Origin of the sequence: Streptomyces sp. NPDC051662 (assembly GCF_040681655.1) — a bacterium.
Lineage (GTDB): Bacteria > Actinomycetota > Actinomycetes > Streptomycetales > Streptomycetaceae > Streptomyces.
Window position 1 is genome coordinate 528,619 of the sequence record NZ_JBFAZD010000003.1, and the last position, 20,686, is coordinate 549,304.

Annotated in this window: 1 protein-coding gene; it reads left to right on the top strand. The window is 72.1% G+C overall.

The window, feature by feature from the left end:
• Window positions 1-22: 22 nt before the first annotated feature.
• Window positions 23-20,665 carry a type I polyketide synthase gene (locus AB0M67_RS07510; protein WP_365743637.1) on the top strand — a complete coding sequence of 6,881 codons (20,643 nt, stop codon included), beginning with the start codon at window positions 23-25 and terminating at the stop codon, window positions 20,663-20,665.
• Window positions 20,666-20,686: the final 21 nt, after the last annotated feature.

Genomic DNA, 20,686 nt, shown 5'->3' on the forward strand with positions numbered 1-20,686 from the left:
CTCGCCTGAAGGGTCGGAACACATGTCGAACGAGGAGAAGTACCTCGACTACCTCCGGCGGGCCACAGTGGACCTGCAGGAGATGCGCGGCAAGCTGCGCGAGGCCGAGGAGCGCGAGGTCGAGCCGATCGCGATCGTCGGCATGAGCTGCCGGTTCCCCGGCGGTGTGCGATCGCCGGAGGACCTCTGGCACCTCCTGGCGGACGGCCGGGACGCCGTCTCGGGATTCCCCACCAACCGTGGCTGGGACCTGGAGGGGCTGTACGACGAGGACCCCGATCAGCAGGGGACCAGCTACACCCGCGAAGGCGGCTTCCTCTACGACGTCGACCAGTTCGACCCGGCGTTCTTCGGCATCTCGCCGCGCGAGGCCGCCGCGATGGACCCGCAGCAGCGGCTGCTGCTGGAGACATCGTGGGAGGTGTTCGAGCGGGCGGGCATCGACCCGCACTCGGCGCGGGGCAGCAAGACCGGTGTCTTCATCGGCACCAACGGTCAGGGCTACCTGGCGCGCCTGGCCAAGGGCGGCGTGCCGGACGGTTACGAGGGGTACTTCCTCACCGGAAACGCGGCCAGCGTCGTGTCCGGCCGCATTTCCTATGTGCTCGGCCTGGAAGGCCCCGCGCTGACCATCGACACGGCCTGCTCGTCGTCCCTGGTCGCCCTTCACCTCGCGATACACGCGCTGCGGCACAGCGAGTGCGGGCTCGCCGTCGCGGGCGGTGTCACCGTGATGGCGACACCGGACACGTTCATCGAGTTCAGCCGCCAGCGCGGGCTGGCGATGGACGGACGCTGCAAGCCCTTCGCCGACGCCGCGGACGGCACCGGGTGGGGCGAGGGCGCGGGCCTGCTGCTGCTGGAGCGGCTGTCCGACGCGCGGCGCAACGGGCATCCGGTGTTGGCGGTGGTGCGGGGTTCTGCGGTGAACCAGGACGGCGCGTCGAACGGTCTGACCGCGCCGAACGGTCCTTCGCAGCAGCGGGTGATCCGGGCCGCGCTGGCCCACTCGGGCCTCGTACCGTCCGATGTGGACGCGGTCGAGGCGCACGGCACGGGTACGACGCTGGGTGACCCGATCGAGGCGCAGGCGCTGCTGGCGACGTACGGCCAGGGCAGGCCCGCCGACCGGCCGCTGTGGCTGGGGGCGCTCAAGTCGAACATCGGTCACACCCAGGCGGTTTCCGGTGTGGCGGGTGTGATGAAGATGGTCCTGGCGATGCGGCACGGTGTGTTGCCGAAGACACTGCATGTGGACAAGCCGTCCTCGCACGTGGACTGGTCGGCGGGTGCGGTGGAGCTGCTGGCCGAGGCCCGGCCGTGGCCCGAGACCGGCCGGCCGTGGCGGGCCGGTGTGTCGTCGTTCGGTGTGAGCGGGACGAACGCGCACGTCATCGTCGAGCAGGCCCCCGTGGTCGAGCGGGAGGAAGCCCCGGAGCCGGTGCGTGACGGGCTGGTGCCGCACGACGGGCTGGTGCCGTGGGTGCTGTCGGCACGTGACGAGGCCGCCCTGCGTGGTCAGGCCGAGCGGCTCCTGTCCTGTGTGGGCGATCGGTCCCTTGTCGATGTGGGTTACTCGCTCGCGACGTCGCGGGCGGTGCTGGAACACCGTGCGGTGGTGGTGGCCGGTGACCGGTCCGAGTTCCTGGACGCTCTGGCGGCCGTGGCCGATGGTCGGGCGACCGGGGCCGTGGTCACTGGGGGCGCCGACGACCCCGGCCAGGTGGGTTTCCTGTTCTCGGGTCAGGGTTCGCAGCGCCTCGCGATGGGGCGTGAACTGTCCGCGCGGTTCCCGGTGTTCGCCGAGGCGCTGGACGAGGTGCTCGGCCACTTCGACCCGACGGTCCGCGAGGCGCTGTTCGGCGAGGACGCCGACGCGCTCAACGAGACGGGTGTGACGCAGCCGGCGTTGTTCGCGGTCGAGGTCGCGCTGTTCCGCCTGCTGGAGTCGTGGGGTGTGCGCCCCGACGTGTTGGCGGGGCATTCGATCGGTGAACTGGCCGCGGCCCATGTCTCGGGTGTGTGGTCCCTCGCTGACGCCGCCACGGTGGTGTCGGCGCGGGGTGCGCTGATGCAGGCGCTGCCCGAGGGCGGTGCGATGGTGGCGATCCAGGCGTCCGAGGCCGAGGTCGCGCCGGACCTGCCGGACACGGTGGGCATCGCGGCGGTCAACGGCCCGAACTCGGTGGTGATCTCAGGTGTGGCCGCCGATGTGGAGGCGGTCGCGGAGGGGTGGCGTGAGGCCGGTCGGAAGGCGACCAGGCTCCGCGTCAGCCACGCGTTCCACTCCCCGCTGATGGACCCGATGCTGGACGACTTCCGCCGAGTGCTGGAGGGCGTGTCCTACGGGGCGCCGGCGATTCCGATCGTGTCGACGCTCACGGGCCGGTCGGCGACCGCCGAGGAGCTTGCCTCGCCGGAGTACTGGGTGCGGCACGTACGGGAGTCGGTGCGGTTCGCCGACGCCGTCGAGACGCTCGTGGCCGAGGGCGTGGCGACGTTCGTCGAGGTCGGTCCCGGCGGCACGCTCTCGGCACTGGGCCAGGAGTCCGCCCCCGACGCGACGTTCGTACCGATGCTGCGCGGCGATCGGCCGGAGACCCTGGCCGCCATGACTGCTGCGGGGCAGCTCCATGTGCGTGGTGTCCGGGTGGACTGGGAGCCCTTCTTCGCGGGAAGCGGCGCCCGACGGGTGGACCTGCCGACGTACGCGTTCCAGCACGAGCGCTACTGGCTCGACGCGCTGCCCGCGGTCGGCGATGTGACAGCGGCCGGGCTCGGTTCGGCCGACCACCCGCTGCTGGGCGCCGCTGTCACGGTGGGTGGCACGGATGGTGTGCTGCTCACCGGTCGTCTGTCGGTGCAGACCCACCCGTGGCTGGCCGACTATGTGGTCCAGGGTTCGGTGCTGCTGCCCGGTACGGCGTTCGTCGAGCTGGCGGTGCGGGCGGGTGATCAGGCCGGGTGTGACCTGGTGGAGCAGCTGACACTGGAAGCGCCGCTGGTGGTGCCCGAGCGCGGCGGCGTCCGGATGCAGGTGTGGGTGGGCGCCCAGGACGAGTCGGGCAGACGCGAGCTGACCGTCTATTCCAGGGCGGGCGACACCGACGACGATCGGCCCTGGACCCGGCACGCCACCGGTGTACTGCGCGCGGTCGGGCGTTCCGCCGGGACCTCCCTCGTGGAGTGGCCCCCGGCGAGCGCCAAGGTCGTCGACCTGGACGGCTTCTACGACCACGCGGCCGATGCCGGCTTCGGCTACGGACCGGTCTTCCAGGGGTTACGGGCTGTGTGGCGGCGCGAGAACGAGGTGTTCGCCGAGGTCGTACTGCCGGACGGTGTGGGAGTGGAAGGCTTCGGCCTGCACCCGGCGCTGCTGGACGCGGCGCTGCACACCGTCGGCCTGGCCGGTGATGCCGACGGGGGCGGTCGGTTGCCGTACGCGTGGTCGGGCGTGCGACTGCATGCCTCGGGTGCGACGGTGCTGCGGGTGCGCTTGGCGCCCACCGGGGCGGACGAGGTGTCGTTGACGGTGGCGGACGGGGCGGGCGCTCCGGTCGCGACCGTGGACTCGCTGGTGCTGCGCCCGGTCTCACCGGACCAGCTCGCAGGCGGTGATCGCGACAACGCGTTGTTCGGTGTCGATTGGGTGCCCGTACCGCTGTCCGACGACGACGCCCCGACGGTCGAGTGGACCGACCTGGAGACCCTGACTCAGCCCGGGTCCGACTTCGTGGTCATATCGTGTCCGGTCACATCCGCGTCCGGTCCGGTGTCCTCGGCGCACGAGGCGGCGCACTGGGCGCTGAACGCGGTTCAGACATGGCTGACGGACGAGCGGTTCGACGCGGCGCGGCTTGTCGTGGTGACGGGGGGCGCCGTCGCCGCCCCGTCCGATGAGCGGGTGCGCGACATCGCGCAAGCGGCGGTGTGGGGTCTGGTGCGGTCGGCCCAGTTGGAGAATCCGGACCGGATCGTCCTGGTGGACCTCGATGATGACGTGGCCTCGCTCGATGTGCTGCCCGCCGCGTTGGCCACCGGGGAGTCGCAGTTGGCGGTGCGCTCGGGTGCCGTCGCCGCGCCGCGGCTGGCCAGGGTTCCGCGGTCCGTGGTGGACGACCCCGGTTTTGGTTCGGGCGCGGTGCTGGTCACGGGTGCGACGGGCACCCTGGGCGCTCTGGTCGCACGGCACTTGGTCGCGGCGCGGGGTGTGCGGAGCCTGCTGCTGGCGAGCAGACGAGGCGCGGCGGCCGAGGGAGCCGCAGAGCTGCGCGACGAACTGGTCGCTCTGGGGGCCGAGGTCGTCATGGTGGCCTGTGACGTGGCCGACCGGGAGGCCGTCGCGGGTCTGCTGGCCGAGCACGAGGTCTCCGCCGTCGTACACACCGCCGGTGTGCTGGACGACGGCACGATCGGTTCGCTCACGCCCGAGCGGATCGACACCGTGTTCCGGCCGAAGGTCGACGCTGCCTGGAACCTGCACGAGCTGACGAAGGACCTGGACCTGTCGGCGTTCGTACTGTTCTCGTCGGTGGCGGGCCTCCTCGGGGCCCCGGGGCAGGGCAATTACTCGGCGGCGAACACGTTCCTGGACGCGCTCGCCCAGCACCGTCAGGCCGCCGGGCTGCCCGCCACGTCGCTGGCATGGGGCCTGTGGGCCGAGGCCAGCGGTATGACCGGCCAGCTCGACGACGCCGACCTGAAGCGGATGAGCCGGGGCGGCCTGCTCCCCCTCCGTACGGCCGAGGGGCTCGCGCTGTTCGACGCGGCGGGCTCGACCGGGCGTGCCCTGCTGGCGCCGGCGCCTCTTGACCTGCCCGCGTTGCAGCGGCAGGCACGTACCCATCCCGTGGCGCACATCCTGCGCGGCCTGGTGCGCGGCACGGCGCGCAGGACAGCCGAAGCCGGCTCCGTCGCCGAGTCCGCGTTCGCGCGGTCGCTGGCGAGCATGACCGCCGCGGAGCGGGAGAAGGCGCTGCTTGAGCTCGTGCTCGGCCATGTGGCCATGGTGCTGGGCCACAGCTCGGCGCATGCCATCGCGCCCGACCGCGCGTTCAGGGAACTCGGCTTCGACTCGCTGACCGCCGTCGAGCTGCGCAACCTCCTCAACGCGGTCACCGAGCTGCGCCTGCCCACGACGCTGGTCTTCGACTATCCGACCCCCGCGGCGCTGGCGGCGTTCCTCGACGCGGAACTCGCGGGCGCACCCGTCCTGACGGCGACCGTTCACACAGCTGTCGCTGTCGACGAGCCGATCGCGATCGTCGGCATGAGCTGCCGATTCCCGGGCGGGGTGGACTCGCCTGAGGACCTGTGGCGGCTGCTCGTCGGCGGCGGGGACGCCGTGGTGGAGTTCCCGGCCGACCGTGGCTGGGACCTGGACGCGCTCTACGACCCGGACCCGGCGAGTCTCGGCACGTCGTACACCCGCATGGGTGCCTTCCTCGACCGCGCCGGGGAGTTCGACCCCGCGTTCTTCGGGATCTCGCCGCGTGAGGCGTTGGCGATGGACCCGCAGCAGCGGCTGCTGCTGGAGACCTCCTGGGAGACATTCGAGCGGGCGGGCATCGACCCGAACTCGCTGCGGGGCAGCCGGGCCGGCGTGTTCGTCGGCACCAACGGCCAGGACTATCCGACGCTGCTGATGGCCGCGCCGGACAGCCTGGAAGGCGTGGAGGGATACGTCGGCACGGGCAGCGCGGCGAGTGTCATCTCAGGCCGGCTGTCCTACACGTTCGGTCTTGAAGGTCCCGCGGTCACGGTGGACACGGCGTGCTCCTCATCGCTGGTCGCGCTGCACTGGGCGAGTCAGGCGCTGCGCTCCGGGGAGTGCTCGATGGCGCTGGCCGGTGGTGTGACGGTGATGTCGACGCCGGGTGTGTTCATCGACTTCAGCCGCCAGCGCGGGCTCTCGGAAGACGGGCGCTGCAAGGCGTTCTCCGACAGCGCGGACGGTACCGGCTGGGGCGAAGGGGTCGGCATGCTGCTGCTGGAGCGGCTGTCGGACGCGCAGCGGAACGGTCACCAGGTGTTGGCGGTGATGCGCGGTTCTGCGGTGAACCAGGACGGCGCGTCGAACGGTCTGACGGCTCCGAACGGTCCTTCCCAGCAGCGGGTCATCCGCCAGGCGCTCGCCAGTGCGGGTCTCGCTCCCTCCGAGGTCGACGCGGTCGAGGCGCACGGCACGGGTACGACGCTGGGTGACCCGATCGAGGCGCAGGCGCTGCTGGCCACCTACGGGCGGGATCGCTCCGGTGACCCGTTGTGGCTGGGGTCGGTGAAGTCGAACATCGGCCACACTCAGGCCGCCGCGGGGGTGGCGGGCGTGATCAAGATGGTGATGGCGCTACGGCATGGTGTGCTGCCGCGGACGCTGCATGTCACCGAGCCGTCGTCGCATGTGGACTGGTCGGCCGGCGCCGTTGAGCTGCTGGCGGAGAATCGGCCGTGGCCGGAGACCGGGCGGCCGTGGCGGGCCGGTGTATCGGCGTTCGGTGTGAGCGGGACGAACGCGCACGTCATCTTCGAGCAGGCTCCCATGGTGGAGCGGGAGGAAGCCCCGGAGCCGTCGTGCGACGGGCTGGTGCCGTGGGTGCTGTCGGCTCGGACCCCCGAGGCGTTACGGGAGCAGGCCGCGCGACTCGGGTCGTTCGTCGACGACGACACCGAGTCGACCGTGGCGGAGGTGGGTCGTGCGCTGGTGTCGTCGCGGGCGGTGCTGGAGCACCGTGCGGTGGTGGTGGCCGGTGACCGGTCCGGGTTCCTGGACGCTCTGGCGGCCGTGGCCGATGGTCGGGCGACCGGGGCCGTGGTTACTGGGGGCGCCGACGACTCCGGTCAGGTGGGTTTCCTGTTCTCGGGTCAGGGTTCGCAGCGGCTCGGGATGGGGCGTGAACTGGCCGCGCGGTTCCCGGTGTTCGCCGAGGCTCTGGACGAGGTGCTGGGTGAGTTCGACCCGGCGGTGCGTGAGGTGCTGTTCGGTGAGGACGCCGAGGCGCTGAACCAGACCGGGGTGACGCAGCCGGCGTTGTTCGCGGTCGAGGTGGCGCTGTTCCGGCTGTTGGAGTCGTGGAGTGTCACGCCGGATGTGGTGGCGGGTCATTCGATCGGTGAGCTGGCCGCGGCGCACGTGTCCGGTGTGTGGTCGTTGGCCGATGCGGTCAAGGTGGTGTCTGCTCGTGCCGGGTTGATGCAGGCGCTGCCCGAGGGTGGTGCGATGGTGGCGGTCCAGGCGAGCGAGGCCGAGGTCGCGCCCGACCTGCCGGACACGGTGGGCATCGCGGCGGTGAACGGCCCGAACTCGGTGGTGATCTCCGGTGTGGCCGCCGATGTGGAGGTGGTCGCGGAGGGGTGGCGTGAGGCCGGGCGGAAGGTGACCCGGCTGCGGGTGAGCCACGCGTTCCACTCGCCGCTGATGGATCCGATGCTGGATGAGTTCCGTCGAGTGCTGGAGGGCGTGTCGTTCGAGGCCCCCGGGATTCCGATCGTGTCCACACTGACCGGTGTGCGGGCGACGGCCGAGGAGTTGGCCTCGCCGGAGTACTGGGTGCGGCATGTACGGGAGTCGGTGCGGTTCGCCGACGCCGTCGGCACGCTCGTGGCCGAGGGCGTGGCGACGTTCGTCGAGGTCGGTCCCGGCGGGACGCTGTCGGCACTCGGTCAGGAGTCCGCCCCCGAGGCGGTCTTCGTACCGGCGCTGCGCGGCGATCGCCCGGAGGACTTGGCCGTTACGACGGCCGCCGGACAGTTGCATGTGCGTGGTGTCCGGGTGGACTGGGAGCCCTTCTTCGCGGGCAGCGGCACTCGACAGGTGGACCTGCCCACCTACGCCTTCCAGCGCGAGCGCTACTGGCCCGTCGTGCGGCCCGCGATGGGTGATGTCACGGCGGCGGGGCTCGGTGCGGCCGACCACCCGCTGCTGGGCGCGGCTGTCACGGTGGGTGGCACGGACGGGGTGCTGCTCACCGGCCGTCTGTCGGCCCAGACCCACCCCTGGCTGGCCGATCACGCCGTACTCGACTCGATCCTGCTGCCCGGCACGGCGTTCCTTGAGCTGGCGATCCGTGCGGGTGACCAGGTCGGCTGCGACCTGGTCGAGGAGCTGACGCTGGAGGCGCCGCTCGTCCTGCCCAGGAACGGCACGGTGCGCGTGCAGGTATGGGTCGGTGCCGAGGACGAGTCGGGCCGGCGCGAGCTGACCCTCCACTCCAGCGCGGGCGACACCGACGACGGCCGTTCGTGGACCCGGCACGCCATTGGTGTGCTGCGGGCAGGCGGGCGCTCTGCCGGGGCTTCCCTGACCGAGTGGCCGCCCGCCGGTGCCGAGGTCGTGGACCTGGACGGGTTCTACGAGCACATGGCCGACGGCGGGTTCGGCTACGGGCCGGTGTTCCAGGGTCTGCGCACGGCGTGGCGGCATGGCGGCGAGGTGTTCGCCGAGGTCGCGTTGCCCGAGGGCGTGGGCGCTGACGGATTCGGTCTCCACCCGGCGCTGCTGGACGCGGCGCTGCACGCCATTGGCCTGGCCGACGACGCCGATGGGGTCGGTCGGCTGCCGTTCTCGTGGTCGGGCGTGCGGCTGCACGCTTCCGGCGCGGAGATGCTGCGCGTACGGTTGACCCCTTCCGGGGCGGACCGGGTGTCGCTGACGGTCGCGGATGGGGCGGGCGCCCCGGTGGCCACGATCGACTCGCTGGTGATCCGACCGGTCTCGCAGGAGCAGTTGGCGGACGACGATCTCGCCGATGCCCTGTTCGGCGTGGACTGGGTGTCGGTGCCGCTGTCCGACGGCGATCTCCCGACGACCGAGTGGACCGACCTGGAGACGCTCACGCCATCGGCGGAACTGCCTGACTTCGTCGTCCTGGCCCGTCCGATCAGGTCCGCGTCCGATCCGGTGTCCTCGGCGCACGAGGCGGCGCACTGGGCGCTGAACGCGGTTCAGACGTGGCTGACGGACGAGCGGTTCGACGCGGCGCGCCTGGTCGTGGTGACCGGCGGTGCGGTCGCTGTCTCGGCCGATGAGGACGTGCGGGACGTCGCGCAGGCCGCGGTGTGGGGTCTGGTGCGGTCGGCCCAGTCGGAGAACCCGGACCGGATCGTGCTGGTCGACCTCGACGACGAAGTGGCCTCGCTCGACGCGCTGTCGTCCGCGTTGGCCACCGGCGAGCCGCAGTTGGCGGTCCGGTCCGGTGCCGCCAGTGTGCCTCGGCTGGCCAGGGCTCGGCGCTCCGTGGTGGACGACCCCGGCTTTGGTGCGGGCGCGGTGCTGGTGACGGGTGCCACGGGCACGCTGGGCGGCCTTGTCGCCCGCCATCTCGTGGCGGAACGGGGCGTACGGAGCCTGCTGTTGGTCAGCAGGCGCGGCGCCGCGGCCGAGGGAGCCGAGGAACTGCGCGACGAACTCATCGCGCGGGGCGCCGAAGTGGTGTTCGCGGCGTGCGACGTGGCCGACCGGGAGGCCGTTGCGGCGCTGCTGGCCGAGCATGAGGTCTCCGCCGTCGTACACACCGCCGGTGTGCTGGACGACGGCACGATCGGTTCGCTGACGCCCGAGCGGATCGACACCGTATTCCGCCCGAAGGTCGACGCGGCGTGGCATCTGCACGAGCTGACCCGCGATCTGGATCTGTCGGCGTTCGTACTGTTCTCCTCCGCCTCCGGTGTGTTCGGTGGTCCAGGCCAGGGCAATTACGCGGCGGCGAACACGTTCCTGGACGCGCTCGCGCAGCACCGCCATGCCCAGGGCCTGCCCGCCACGTCGCTGGCGTGGGGCCTGTGGGCCGAGGCCAGTGGCATGAGCGGCGGGCTCGATGAGGCCGATGTGAAGCGGATGAGCCGGGGCGGTCTGATCCCGCTCCGCACGGCCCAGGGGCACGCGCTGTTCGACGCGGCGGGTTCGACCGGGCGCGCCGTACTGGCGCCGGTACCCCTGGACCTGCCCGCCCTGCACCGGCAGGCGCGTTCCCACCCTGTGGCGCTCGTCCTGCGCGGTCTGGTGCGCGGCACGGTACGCAGGGCCGTCGAGCGCGCGGCCGTCGCGGGCTCGGCGCTGGCCGAGTCGCTGGCGGGGCTGACCGACGCCGAGCGGGAGAAGGTACTGCTGGACCTCGTACTGGGTCACGTGGCCATGGTGCTGGGCCACAGCTCGGCGCACGCCATCGCGCCCGACCGCGCGTTCAGGGAACTCGGCTTCGACTCGCTCAGCGCCGTCGAACTGCGCAACAACCTCAACGCGGTCACCGAGCTGCGCCTGCCCGCGACGTTGGTCTTCGACTACCCGACCCCCGAGGCAGTGGCCGCTTTCCTCGGCACTGAGCTCGCGGGCTCCCCGGTCGTCGCGGCGGCGACCGCTCGCGCGGTGGCCGCCGTGACCGACGAGCCGATCGCGATCGTCGGCATGAGCTGCCGCTACCCCGGCGGGGTGAACTCGCCCGAGGACCTGTGGCAGCTCGTACTGAACGGTGTCGACGCCATCGGGGAGTTCCCCGGCAACCGCGGCTGGGACGTGGAGAGGCTGTACCACCCGGACCCGGAACACATGGGCACCTCCTACACGCGTGAAGGCGGCTTCCTGTACGACGCCGATCAGTTCGACCCGGCGTTCTTCGGGATCTCGCCGCGTGAGGCCCTGGCGATGGATCCGCAGCAGCGGCTGCTGCTGGAGACCTCCTGGGAGGCGTTCGAGCGGGCGGGGATCGCCCCGGAGTCGGTGCGGGGCAGCGCGACCGGTGTGTTCGCCGGCCTGATGTACCACGACTACGCGGCACGGCTGCGGTCCGTTCCGGAGGATGTGGAGGGCTATCTGGGCACCGGCGCGTCCGGCAGTGTCGCGTCCGGCCGTGTCGCCTATGTGCTGGGGCTGGAGGGCCCCGCGGTCACGGTGGACACGGCGTGCTCGTCGTCGCTGGTCGCCCTGCACATGGCGGTGCAGGCGCTGCGGTCCGGGGAGTGCGATATGGCGCTGGCGGGCGGCGTCGCCGTCATGGCCACCGCGGGCACATTCGTGGACTTCAGCCGCCAGCGGGGTCTGGCCGCCGACGGTCGGTGCAAGTCGTTCTCCGACAGCGCGGACGGCACCGGCTGGGGCGAGGGCGTCGGCATGCTGCTCGTGGAGCGGTTGTCGGACGCGCGCCGCAACGGTCACCAGGTGCTGGCGGTGGTGCGGGGTTCGGCGATCAACCAGGACGGCGCGTCGAACGGTCTGACGGCTCCGAACGGCCCGTCGCAGCAGCGGGTGATCCGTCAGGCGCTCGCGAGTGCCGGGCTGACCCCGTCCGAGGTGGACGCGGTAGAGGCGCATGGCACCGGTACGACGCTGGGTGACCCGATCGAGGCGCAGGCGCTGCTGGCCACCTACGGCCAGGAGCGTGCCGGTGAGCCGCTGTGGCTCGGCTCGATCAAGTCGAACATCGGCCACACCCAGGCCGCGGCCGGCGTCGGCGGCATCATCAAGATGGTCATGGCGCTGCGGCACGGCGTACTGCCGCCGACCCTGCACGCCGACGAGCCGACGTCGCAGGTGGACTGGTCCGCCGGTGATGTCGAGCTGCTGACGGAGGCCCGGCCCTGGCCGGAGACCGGTCGTCTGCGTCGGGCCGGTGTGTCGTCGTTCGGTGTGAGCGGCACGAACGCGCACACCATCATCGAGCACGCGCCGAGCGAGGACCACCCGCCGGTCCCGGTCGACGGCGTCGCGCCATGGGTGTTGTCGGGCCGGAGCGCGGAGGCGTTGCGGGACCAGGCGTCGCGGCTGCGGGAGCGTGTCGCGGGCGAGCCGGGGATCGGCGTACTGGACGTCGCCTACTCGCTGGCGGCGACTCGGTCCGCTTTCGACCACCGGGCCGTCGTCATGGCGGACGATCGTGGGGGACTGCTGGACGGGCTCGCCGCGCTGGCCGAGGAGCGGCCGTTCCCCGGCCTGGTCACGGGGTCCGTCGCCGCGGGTGGCGTGGGCTTCCTGTTCTCGGGTCAGGGTTCGCAGCGGCTCGGGATGGGGCGTGAACTGGCCGCGCGGTTCCCGGTGTTCGCCGAGGCTCTGGACGAGGTGCTGGGTGAGTTCGATCCGGTGGTGCGTGAGGTGCTGTTCGGTGAGGATGCCGAGGCGCTGAACCAGACGGGGGCGACGCAGCCGGCGCTGTTCGCGGTCGAGGTCGCGTTGTTCCGGCTGTTGGAGTCGTGGGGTGTCCGGCCCGACATGTTGGCGGGTCATTCGATCGGTGAGCTGGCGGCGGCCCATGTGTCCGGTGTGTGGTCGTTGGCCGATGCGGTCAAGGTGGTGTCGGCCCGTGCCGGGTTGATGCAGGCGCTGCCCGAGGGTGGTGCGATGGTGGCGGTCCAGGCGTCCGAGGCCGAGGTCGCGCCCGACCTGCCGGACACGGTGGGCATCGCGGCGGTGAACGGACCGAACTCGGTGGTGGTTTCAGGTGTTGCCGCCGATGTGGAGGTGGTCGCGGAGCTGTGGCGTGAGGCCGGGCGGAAGGTGACCCGGCTGCGGGTGAGTCACGCGTTCCACTCGCCGTTGATGGATCCGATGCTGGACGAGTTCCGCCGGGTGCTGGAGGACGTGTACTACGAGGCGCCGGCCATTCCGATCGTGTCCACGCTGACCGGTGTGCGGGCGACGGCCGAGGAACTGGGTTCGCCGGAGTACTGGGTACGGCATGTACGGGAGTCGGTGCGGTTCGCCGACGCGGTCGAGACGCTGGTCGCCGAGGGCGCGGTCACGTTCATCGAGATCGGGCCGGGCGGAACACTGTCGGCACTGGGTCAGGAGTCCGCGCCGGACGCGACCTTCGTGCCGGCGCTACGGGGCGACCGGCCGGAGGAGTCGGCGCTGATCTCCGCGGTGGCGCGGATATGCACGCGGGGCGTGCGGGTGGACTGGGAGACGTTCTACGCCGGTCGCGGCGCCCGGCGGGTGGATCTGCCGACCTACGCCTTCCAGCACCGGCGCTACTGGCTGGACGCCGGGGTCTCGGCGGGCGACCTGGACGCGGCGGGGCTCGGTTCGGCCGACCACCCGCTGCTCAGCGCGGTCGTCGACACGGCGGACTCGGACGGGCGGCTCTTCACGGGCCGGTTGTCCCTGGAGTCCCACCCGTGGCTGGCGGACCACGCGATCCAGGGCTCGGTCCTGTTGCCCGGCACGGCGTTCGCCGAGCTGGCGATCCGGGCGGGTGACCAGCTCGGCTGCGACCTGGTCGAGGAACTGACGCTGGAGGTGCCCCTCGTAGTGCCCGAGCGCGGCGGCGTCCGGGTCCAGGTGCGGGTAGGTGTGCCGGACGAGTCCGGGCGGCGTTCGGTGACGGTGTACGCGCGGGACGACGACGGTGAGTTGTGGGTGCGGCACGCGAGCGGTGTGCTCGCGGACAGCCCGGACGACGTACAGCCGGTCGATGCCGGTGCCTGGCCGCCCGCCGGGGCGGAGGCCGTGGACCTGGACGGGCTCTACGACCGTATGGCAGACGGTGGTTTCGGTTACGGGCCGGTGTTCCAGGGGCTGCGGGCCGCCTGGCGCGACGGCGATGAGGTGTTCGCCGAGGTCGCGCTGCCGGAGGACGTGCGGGCTGACGGTTTCGGTCTGCACCCGGCGTTGCTGGACGCGGCGCTGCACGCCATCGGTCTGATGGGCGATGCCGACGGGCCCGGCAGGCTGCCGTTCTCCTGGTCGGGCATGCGGTTGCATGCCTCCGGCGCGACGGTGCTGAGGGTGCGGTTGACGCCCGCGGGATCGGACGGGGTGGCGTTGACGGTGGCGGACGGGGCGGGTGCTCCGGTGGCCACGATCGACTCACTGGTGCTACGACCCGTGTCGGCGACGCTGTCGCGGCAGGGCTGGGAGTCGCTGTTCCGGCTGGACTGGGTGACCGCTTCGGCGTCGGCCGGGGGTGCTGGTTCCGTGGCGGAGTTCGCGGACTGGGCCGCGGTGCGGTCGGCGCTGGACGCGGGGGAGTCGCTGCCGGAGAACGTCGTGGTGCGGTGCTCCGGGTCGGGCGATGTCGCCACCGTGCGCCGAGAGGTGCTGGCCGCTCTGGAACTGATACAGGGCTGGCTGGCCGACGACCGCTGTGTGGACTCGCGGCTGGTGCTGGTGACCCGAGGCGCCGTGGCGGTCGGTCATAAGGACGATGTGCGGGATCTGGCGGCGGCAGCGGTGTGGGGTCTGGTGCGTACGGCGCAGTCGGAGAACCCGGACCGCTTCGTACTGGTGGACACCGACGACGAGGACGGCTGGAGGCCGGCGCTGACGACCGGGGAACCCCAGGCCGCGGTGCGGGACGGACGGGCGTTCGTGGCCCGCCTGGCGCGCGTGCGGCCGGAGGCCGGTACCGACCAGGCGTTCGGGCCGGACAGTTCGGTACTGGTGACGGGCGCGTCGGGTGCGCTGGGCGGTCTGGTCGCCCGGCACCTCGTCGGCAGGCACGGAGTCGGGCGGCTGGTGCTGGTCAGCAGGCGCGGGACGGCGGCGGAGGGTGCCGAGGAACTGCGCGACGAACTGGTCGCGCAGGGTGCCGAGGTGGTGTTCGCGGCCTGTGACGTCGCGGACCGGGACGCGGTGGCGGCGCTGCTGGCCGAGCACCCCGTGACCGCAGTCGTACACACCGCCGGTGTGCTGGACGACGGCACGATCGGTTCGCTGACCCCGGACCAGGTCGACACCGTGTTCCGGCCGAAGGTCGACGCTGCCTGGAACCTGCACGAGCTGACGAAGGACCTGGACCTGTCGGCGTTCGTACTGTTCTCCTCGGTGGCGGGCACCCTCGGCGGTCCCGGCCAGGGCAACTACGCGGCGGCGAACACGTTCCTCGACGCACTCGCGCAGCACCGCCGTACGCAGGGCCTGCCCGCGACGTCGCTGGCCTGGGGCCTGTGGGCCGACGGCATGGGTGCCCGGGTGGCACAGTCCGCCTCCACCGGTCTCGCCGCGGAGGAGGGGGTCGCGCTGTTCGACGCCGCGGTCTCCGGCACCGATCCGGTCGTCGTACCGATGCGGCTCGACCTGAAGGCCGTACGGGAACTCCCGCTGGTTCCGCCGGTGTTCAGCGGTCTGGTCCGGACGACCAGCCGCAGGGCGGCGGGGAGCGGCGCCGACCCGGCCGCCGCGCTGCGCAACCGGCTGGCGCCGCTGGCCGAGGCCGAGCGCGACCGGGTACTGCTCGACCTCGTCCGCACCCAGGCCGCCGCGGTGCTCGGTCACTCCGGGCCGGAGGCGGTCGCGTCCGGCCAGGCGTTCACGGAGCTGGGTTTCGACTCGCTGACCGCTGTCGACCTGCGTAACCGCCTGGGCGCGGCCACCGGGCTGCGCCTGCCCGCGACGCTGGTCTTCGACTATCCGACCCCGGCGGCGCTCGCCGCGTTCGTCGGCGCCGAGTTCGCGGGCGCGCCCGTCGTCGCGGCGACCACCGGCACGGCCGTGGCGGTGACCGACGAGCCGATCGCGATCGTCGGCATGAGCTGCCGCTACCCCGGTGACGTCCGCTCGCCCGAGGACTTGTGGCGACTGGTCGCCGACGGAGCCGAGGGCATCACGCTGTTCCCGACCGAGCGCGGGTGGGACACGGACGCGCTCTACGACCCGTCGGGCGAACGGGTCGGCAGCTCCTACACCCGCGAGGGCGGCTTCCTGCACGACGCCGACCTGTTCGACCCGGCGTTCTTCGGCATCTCGCCCCGCGAGGCGCTGGCGATGGACCCCCAGCACCGGTTGCTGCTGGAGACCTCCTGGGTGGCGTTCGAGCGGGCCGGCATCGACCCCAGGTCATTGCGGGGGAGCGCGACCGGTGTGTTCGCGGGCGTGATGTACCACGACTACGCCTCCCAGCTGCACGGTGTGCCGAAGAGCGTCGAGGGCTATCTCGGTACGGGCAACGCGGGCAGCGTCGCGTCCGGCCGCGTGTCCTACACGTTCGGTCTCGAAGGTCCCGCGATGACCGTGGACACGGCGTGCTCGTCGTCGCTCGTCGCGCTGCATCTGGCGGCGCAGGCGCTGCGGTCGGGCGAGTGCTCGCTCGCCCTCGCGGGTGGCACCACCGTCATGTCGACGCCCTCGGCGTTCATCGACTTCAGCCGCCAGCAGGGCCTGTCGCCGGACGGCCGCTGCCGCTCGTTCTCCGACGACGCCAATGGGACCGGCTGGGGCGAGGGTGTCGGGATGCTCGTGCTGGAACGGCTGTCGGACGCGCGGCGCAACGGACATCCGGTGCTCGCGGTGATCCGTGGTTCGGCGGTGAACCAGGACGGCGCGTCGAACGGTCTGACGGCTCCGAACGGTCCTTCGCAGCAGCGGGTGATCCGCCAGGCTCTGGCGAGCGCTGGTCTGGCACCGTCCGAGGTGGACGCGGTGGAGGCGCATGGCACCGGTACGACCCTGGGCGACCCGATCGAGGCGCAGGCGCTGCTGGCCACCTATGGGCGGGACCGGGCCGGCGAGCCGCTGTGGCTGGGCTCGCTGAAGTCCAACATCGGTCACACCCAGGCCGCCGCCGGTGTGGGTGGCGTCATCAAGATGGTGATGGCGATGCGGCACGGTGTGCTGCCGAAGACGCTGCACGTCGGCGAGCGCTCCCGGAACGTCGACTGGGCGGCGGGTGCGGTGGAGCTGCTGACCGAGGCGCGGCCGTGGCCCGAGACGGACCGGCCCCGGCGTGCGGGTGTGTCGTCCTTCGGCTTCAGCGGTACCAACGCGCACGTCATCATCGAGTCCACATCGGACGACGACGTGCCGGGGGCTCCCGAGGTGGAGGCGCCGCTCGGTCCGTGGCTGGTGTCCGGCCGTACCGAGAGCGCCTTGCGCGACCAGGCGGTGCGGCTGCGTGACCACCTGACCGCGCGGCCCGACCTCGACCCGGCGGACCTCGCCCGCGCGCTCGCGACATCGCGGGCCGACTTCGAGCATCGGCTCGCCGTCATCGGCCGGGACGTGGCCGACCTGGTGGCCGGGCTCACCGACACCGTCGAGGGGCGGCTGGCCGGCGGGTGTGTACGAGGTGTCGCCGACGAGCACCGGGTGGGCTTCCTGTTCTCGGGTCAGGGGTCGCAGCGGCTCGGTATGGGCCGAGAACTGGCCGCCCGTTTCCGGGTGTTCGCCGAGGCTCTGGACGAGGTGCTGGGTGAGTTCGATCCGGTGGTGCGTGAGGTGCTGTTCGGTGAGGATGCCGAGGCGCTGAACCAGACGGGGGTGACGCAGCCGGCGTTGTTCGCGGTGGAGGTGGCGTTGTTCCGGCTGTTGGAGTCGTGGGGTGTGCGGCCGGATGTGTTGGCGGGTCATTCGATCGGTGAGCTGGCGGCGGCCCATGTCTCGGGTGTGTGGTCCCTCGCTGACGCCGCCACGGTGGTGTCGGCCCGTGCCGGGTTGATGCAGGCGCTGCCCGAGGGTGGTGCGATGGTGGCGGTCCAGGCGAGCGAGGCCGAGGTCGCGGCGGAGCTGCCGGACACGGTGGGGATCGCGGCGGTGAACGGCCCGAACTCGGTGGTCGTTTCCGGTGTTGCCGCTGATGTGGACGTGTTGGCGGAGCTGTGGCGTGAGGCGGGTCGGAAGGTGACCCGGCTCCGCGTCAGCCACGCGTTCCACTCGCCGTTGATGGAGCCGATGCTCGACGAGTTCCGCCGGGTGCTGGAAGGCGTGTCCTACGAGGCGCCGGCGATCCCGATCGTGTCCACACTGACCGGCACGCAGGTGATGGCCGAGGAGTTGGCCTCGCCGGAGTACTGGGTGCGGCACGTACGGGAGTCGGTGCGGTTCGCCGACGCCGTGGTCGCCACGGGAGCGGACGTCCTCGTCGAGATCGGACCCGGTGGCGTGCTGTCGGCGCTGGGACAGGAGTCCCTGCCGGACGCGGCTTTCGTACCGGTACTGCGCGGTGACCGGGCGGAGGACGGTGCCCTCATGACCGCGCTCGCCGAGGTGCATGTGCGGGGCGTACGCGTCGACTGGGCCGCCTACTTCGCTGGCGGTGGCGCACGGCGGGTGGACCTGCCGACGTACGCCTTCCAGTACCAGCGGTTCTGGCCCGACACGAGCGTGCGGCCCGCCACTGACGCGTCCGGGCTCGGGCTCGGTTCCGCAGACCACCCGCTGTTGGGCGCCGCGGTCACCCTGGCCGACGAGGACACCGTCCTGTTCACCGGCCGTCTGTCACTGCGGACGCATCCGTGGCTGGCCGATCACGCGATCCAGGGATCGGTGCTGCTGCCCGGTACGGCGTTCCTTGAACTGGCGGTGCGTGCGGGAGATCAGGTCGGCTGTGACCTGGTGGAGGAGTTGACGCTGGAGGCGCCGCTCGTGCTGGCCGAGACCGGCGCGGTGCGGGTGCAGGTGCGGGTCGGTGTGCCGGACGAGTCCGGGCGGCGGCCGGTGACGGTGCACGCGCGGGACGATGACGGTGAGTTGTGGGTGCGGCACGCGAGCGGTGTGCTCGTGGACGGCGCCGAGAAGCCGCCGGCCGACATCGGCGTCTGGCCGCCCGCCGGGGCGGAGGCGGTGGACCTGGATGGGCTCTACGACCGTATGGCAGATGGCGGTTTCGGTTACGGGCCGGTGTTCCAGGGGCTGCGGGCCGCCTGGCGCGACGGCGATGAGGTGTTCGCCGAGGTCGCGCTGCCGGAGGACGTGCGGGCTGACGGTTTCGGTCTGCACCCGGCGTTGCTGGACGCGGCGCTGCACGCCATCGGTCTGATGGGCGATGCCGACGGGCCCGGCAGGCTGCCGTTCTCCTGGTCGGGTGCGCGGTTGCACGCTTCGGGCGCGACGGTGCTGCGGGTGCGGTTGGCGCCCGCGGGGTCGGACGGGGTGGCGTTGGCGGTGGCTGACGGGGCGGGTGCCCCGGTGGCCACGATCGACTCACTGGTGCTACGACCCGTGTCGGCTGGTTCGCTGGGGTCGGCGCGCAGGCATGAGTCCCTCTTCCGGCTGGACTGGGTGACCGCTTCGGCGTCGGCCGGGGGTGCTGGTTCCGTGGCGGAGTTCGCGGACTGGGCCGCGGTGCGGTCGGCGCTGGACGCGGGGGAGTCGCTGCCGGAGAACGTCGTGGTGCGGTGTGCCGGATCGCGCGATACGGCCGCGGTGCGCCGGGAGGTGCTGGCCGTTCTGGAGCTGGTGCGGGGCTGGCTGGCCGATGACCGCTGCGCCGCGTCGCGGCTGGTGCTGGTGACGCGCGGTGCGGTGGCGGTCGGTTCCGGGGAGGATGTGCCGGATCTGGCGTCGGCCGCGGTGTGGGGTCTGGTGCGGACGGCGCAGTCGGAGAACCCGGACCGCTTCGTACTGGTGGACATCGACGACGAGGACGGCTGGAAGCCTGCCGTCGCCGGCGCGGAACCGGAGCTGGCTGTACGGGCCGGTGAGTCGTTCGTGCCGAGGCTTGTGCGTGCGCGTCCGGTGGAGTCGGAGGGGCCGGGCTTCGGTGTGGGTCCGGTGTTGGTGACGGGTGCGAGTGGGATGCTCGGTGGTTTGGTGGCGCGGCATTTGGTGGTGCGGCACGGTGTGCGGCGGCTGGTGCTGGCGAGCAGGCGTGGCCAAGTGGGTGAGTTGCACGATGAGTTGGTTGGCCTCGGTGCCGAGGTGACCGCCGTCGCCTGTGATGTGGCCGACCGGGAGGCCGTGGCCGCGCTACTGGCCGAGCACCCTGTGACGGCTGTCGTACACACCGCCGGTGTACTGGACGACGGCACGATCGGTTCGCTGACCCCGGACCAGATCGACACCGTGTTCCGGCCGAAGGTCGACGGTGCGTGGCATCTGCACGAGCTGACCCGCGATCTGGAGCTGTCGGCGTTCGTGCTGTTCTCCTCCGCCGCGGGCACGCTGGGCAATCCCGGCCAGGCCAACTACGCGGCGGCCAACGCGTTCCTCGACGCCCTCGCCCAGCACCGGCGCGCCGGCGGCCTGCCCGCGACATCGCTGGCCTGGGGCCTGTGGGCCGGGGAGGACGGCATGGGCGCCCGGATGGCCGGGACCGGGGCCCTGGGCCTCTCCGCCGAGGAGGGCCTGGAGCTGTTCGACGCGGTGGCTGACGGCGCGGACCCGGTCGTCGTGCCGATGCGGCTCGACCTGCGGGCCATACGGCAACTCCCGCTGGTGCCGCCGGTGTTCAGCGGCCTGGTGCGTACGACGGCCCGCAGGGCGGTGGACACCGGGGTCGATCCCGCCGCCGCGCTGCTTGACCGGCTGGCGGCGCTGCCGAAGACCGAGCGGACATCCGCCCTGGTGGATCTCGTGTGCACGCACGTCGCCGCCGTGCTGGCGTTCCCCGGTCCCGAGGCGGTCGACGAACGGCGCGCCTTCACCGAGCTGGGCTTCGACTCGCTGACCGCCGTCGACCTGCGCAACCGACTGGGCGCGGCCACCGGGCTGCGTCTGCCCGCCACCCTCATATTCGACTACCCGACCCCCCTCGACCTGGTCGGCCTCCTCGCGGACGAGCTCGTCATCGACGAGCCCGGCGGGGTGGCTCCGCTGCTCGCCGAGCTGAGCCGCATCGAGGCGAGCCTCGCCTCGATCGAGCTCGGCGACGACGAGGACGACCGGATAGGCGCCCGACTGTCGGCGTTGCTGGCCGTGTGGCGCGACAGTCGTGCCGACGCCGCCGAACAGGCGTCCGACGACCTCGATGACGCAACGGATGACCAGGTGTTCGAACTGCTCGGTAAAGAGTTCGGCATCTCCTGACCCGCCCGACCACCCCACTTG

Coding starts and splice junctions, on each gene's coding strand:
- AB0M67_RS07510 (WP_365743637.1), top strand. CDS start 23: ATGTCGAACGAGGAGAAGTACCTCGACTACCTCCGGCGGGCCACAGTG.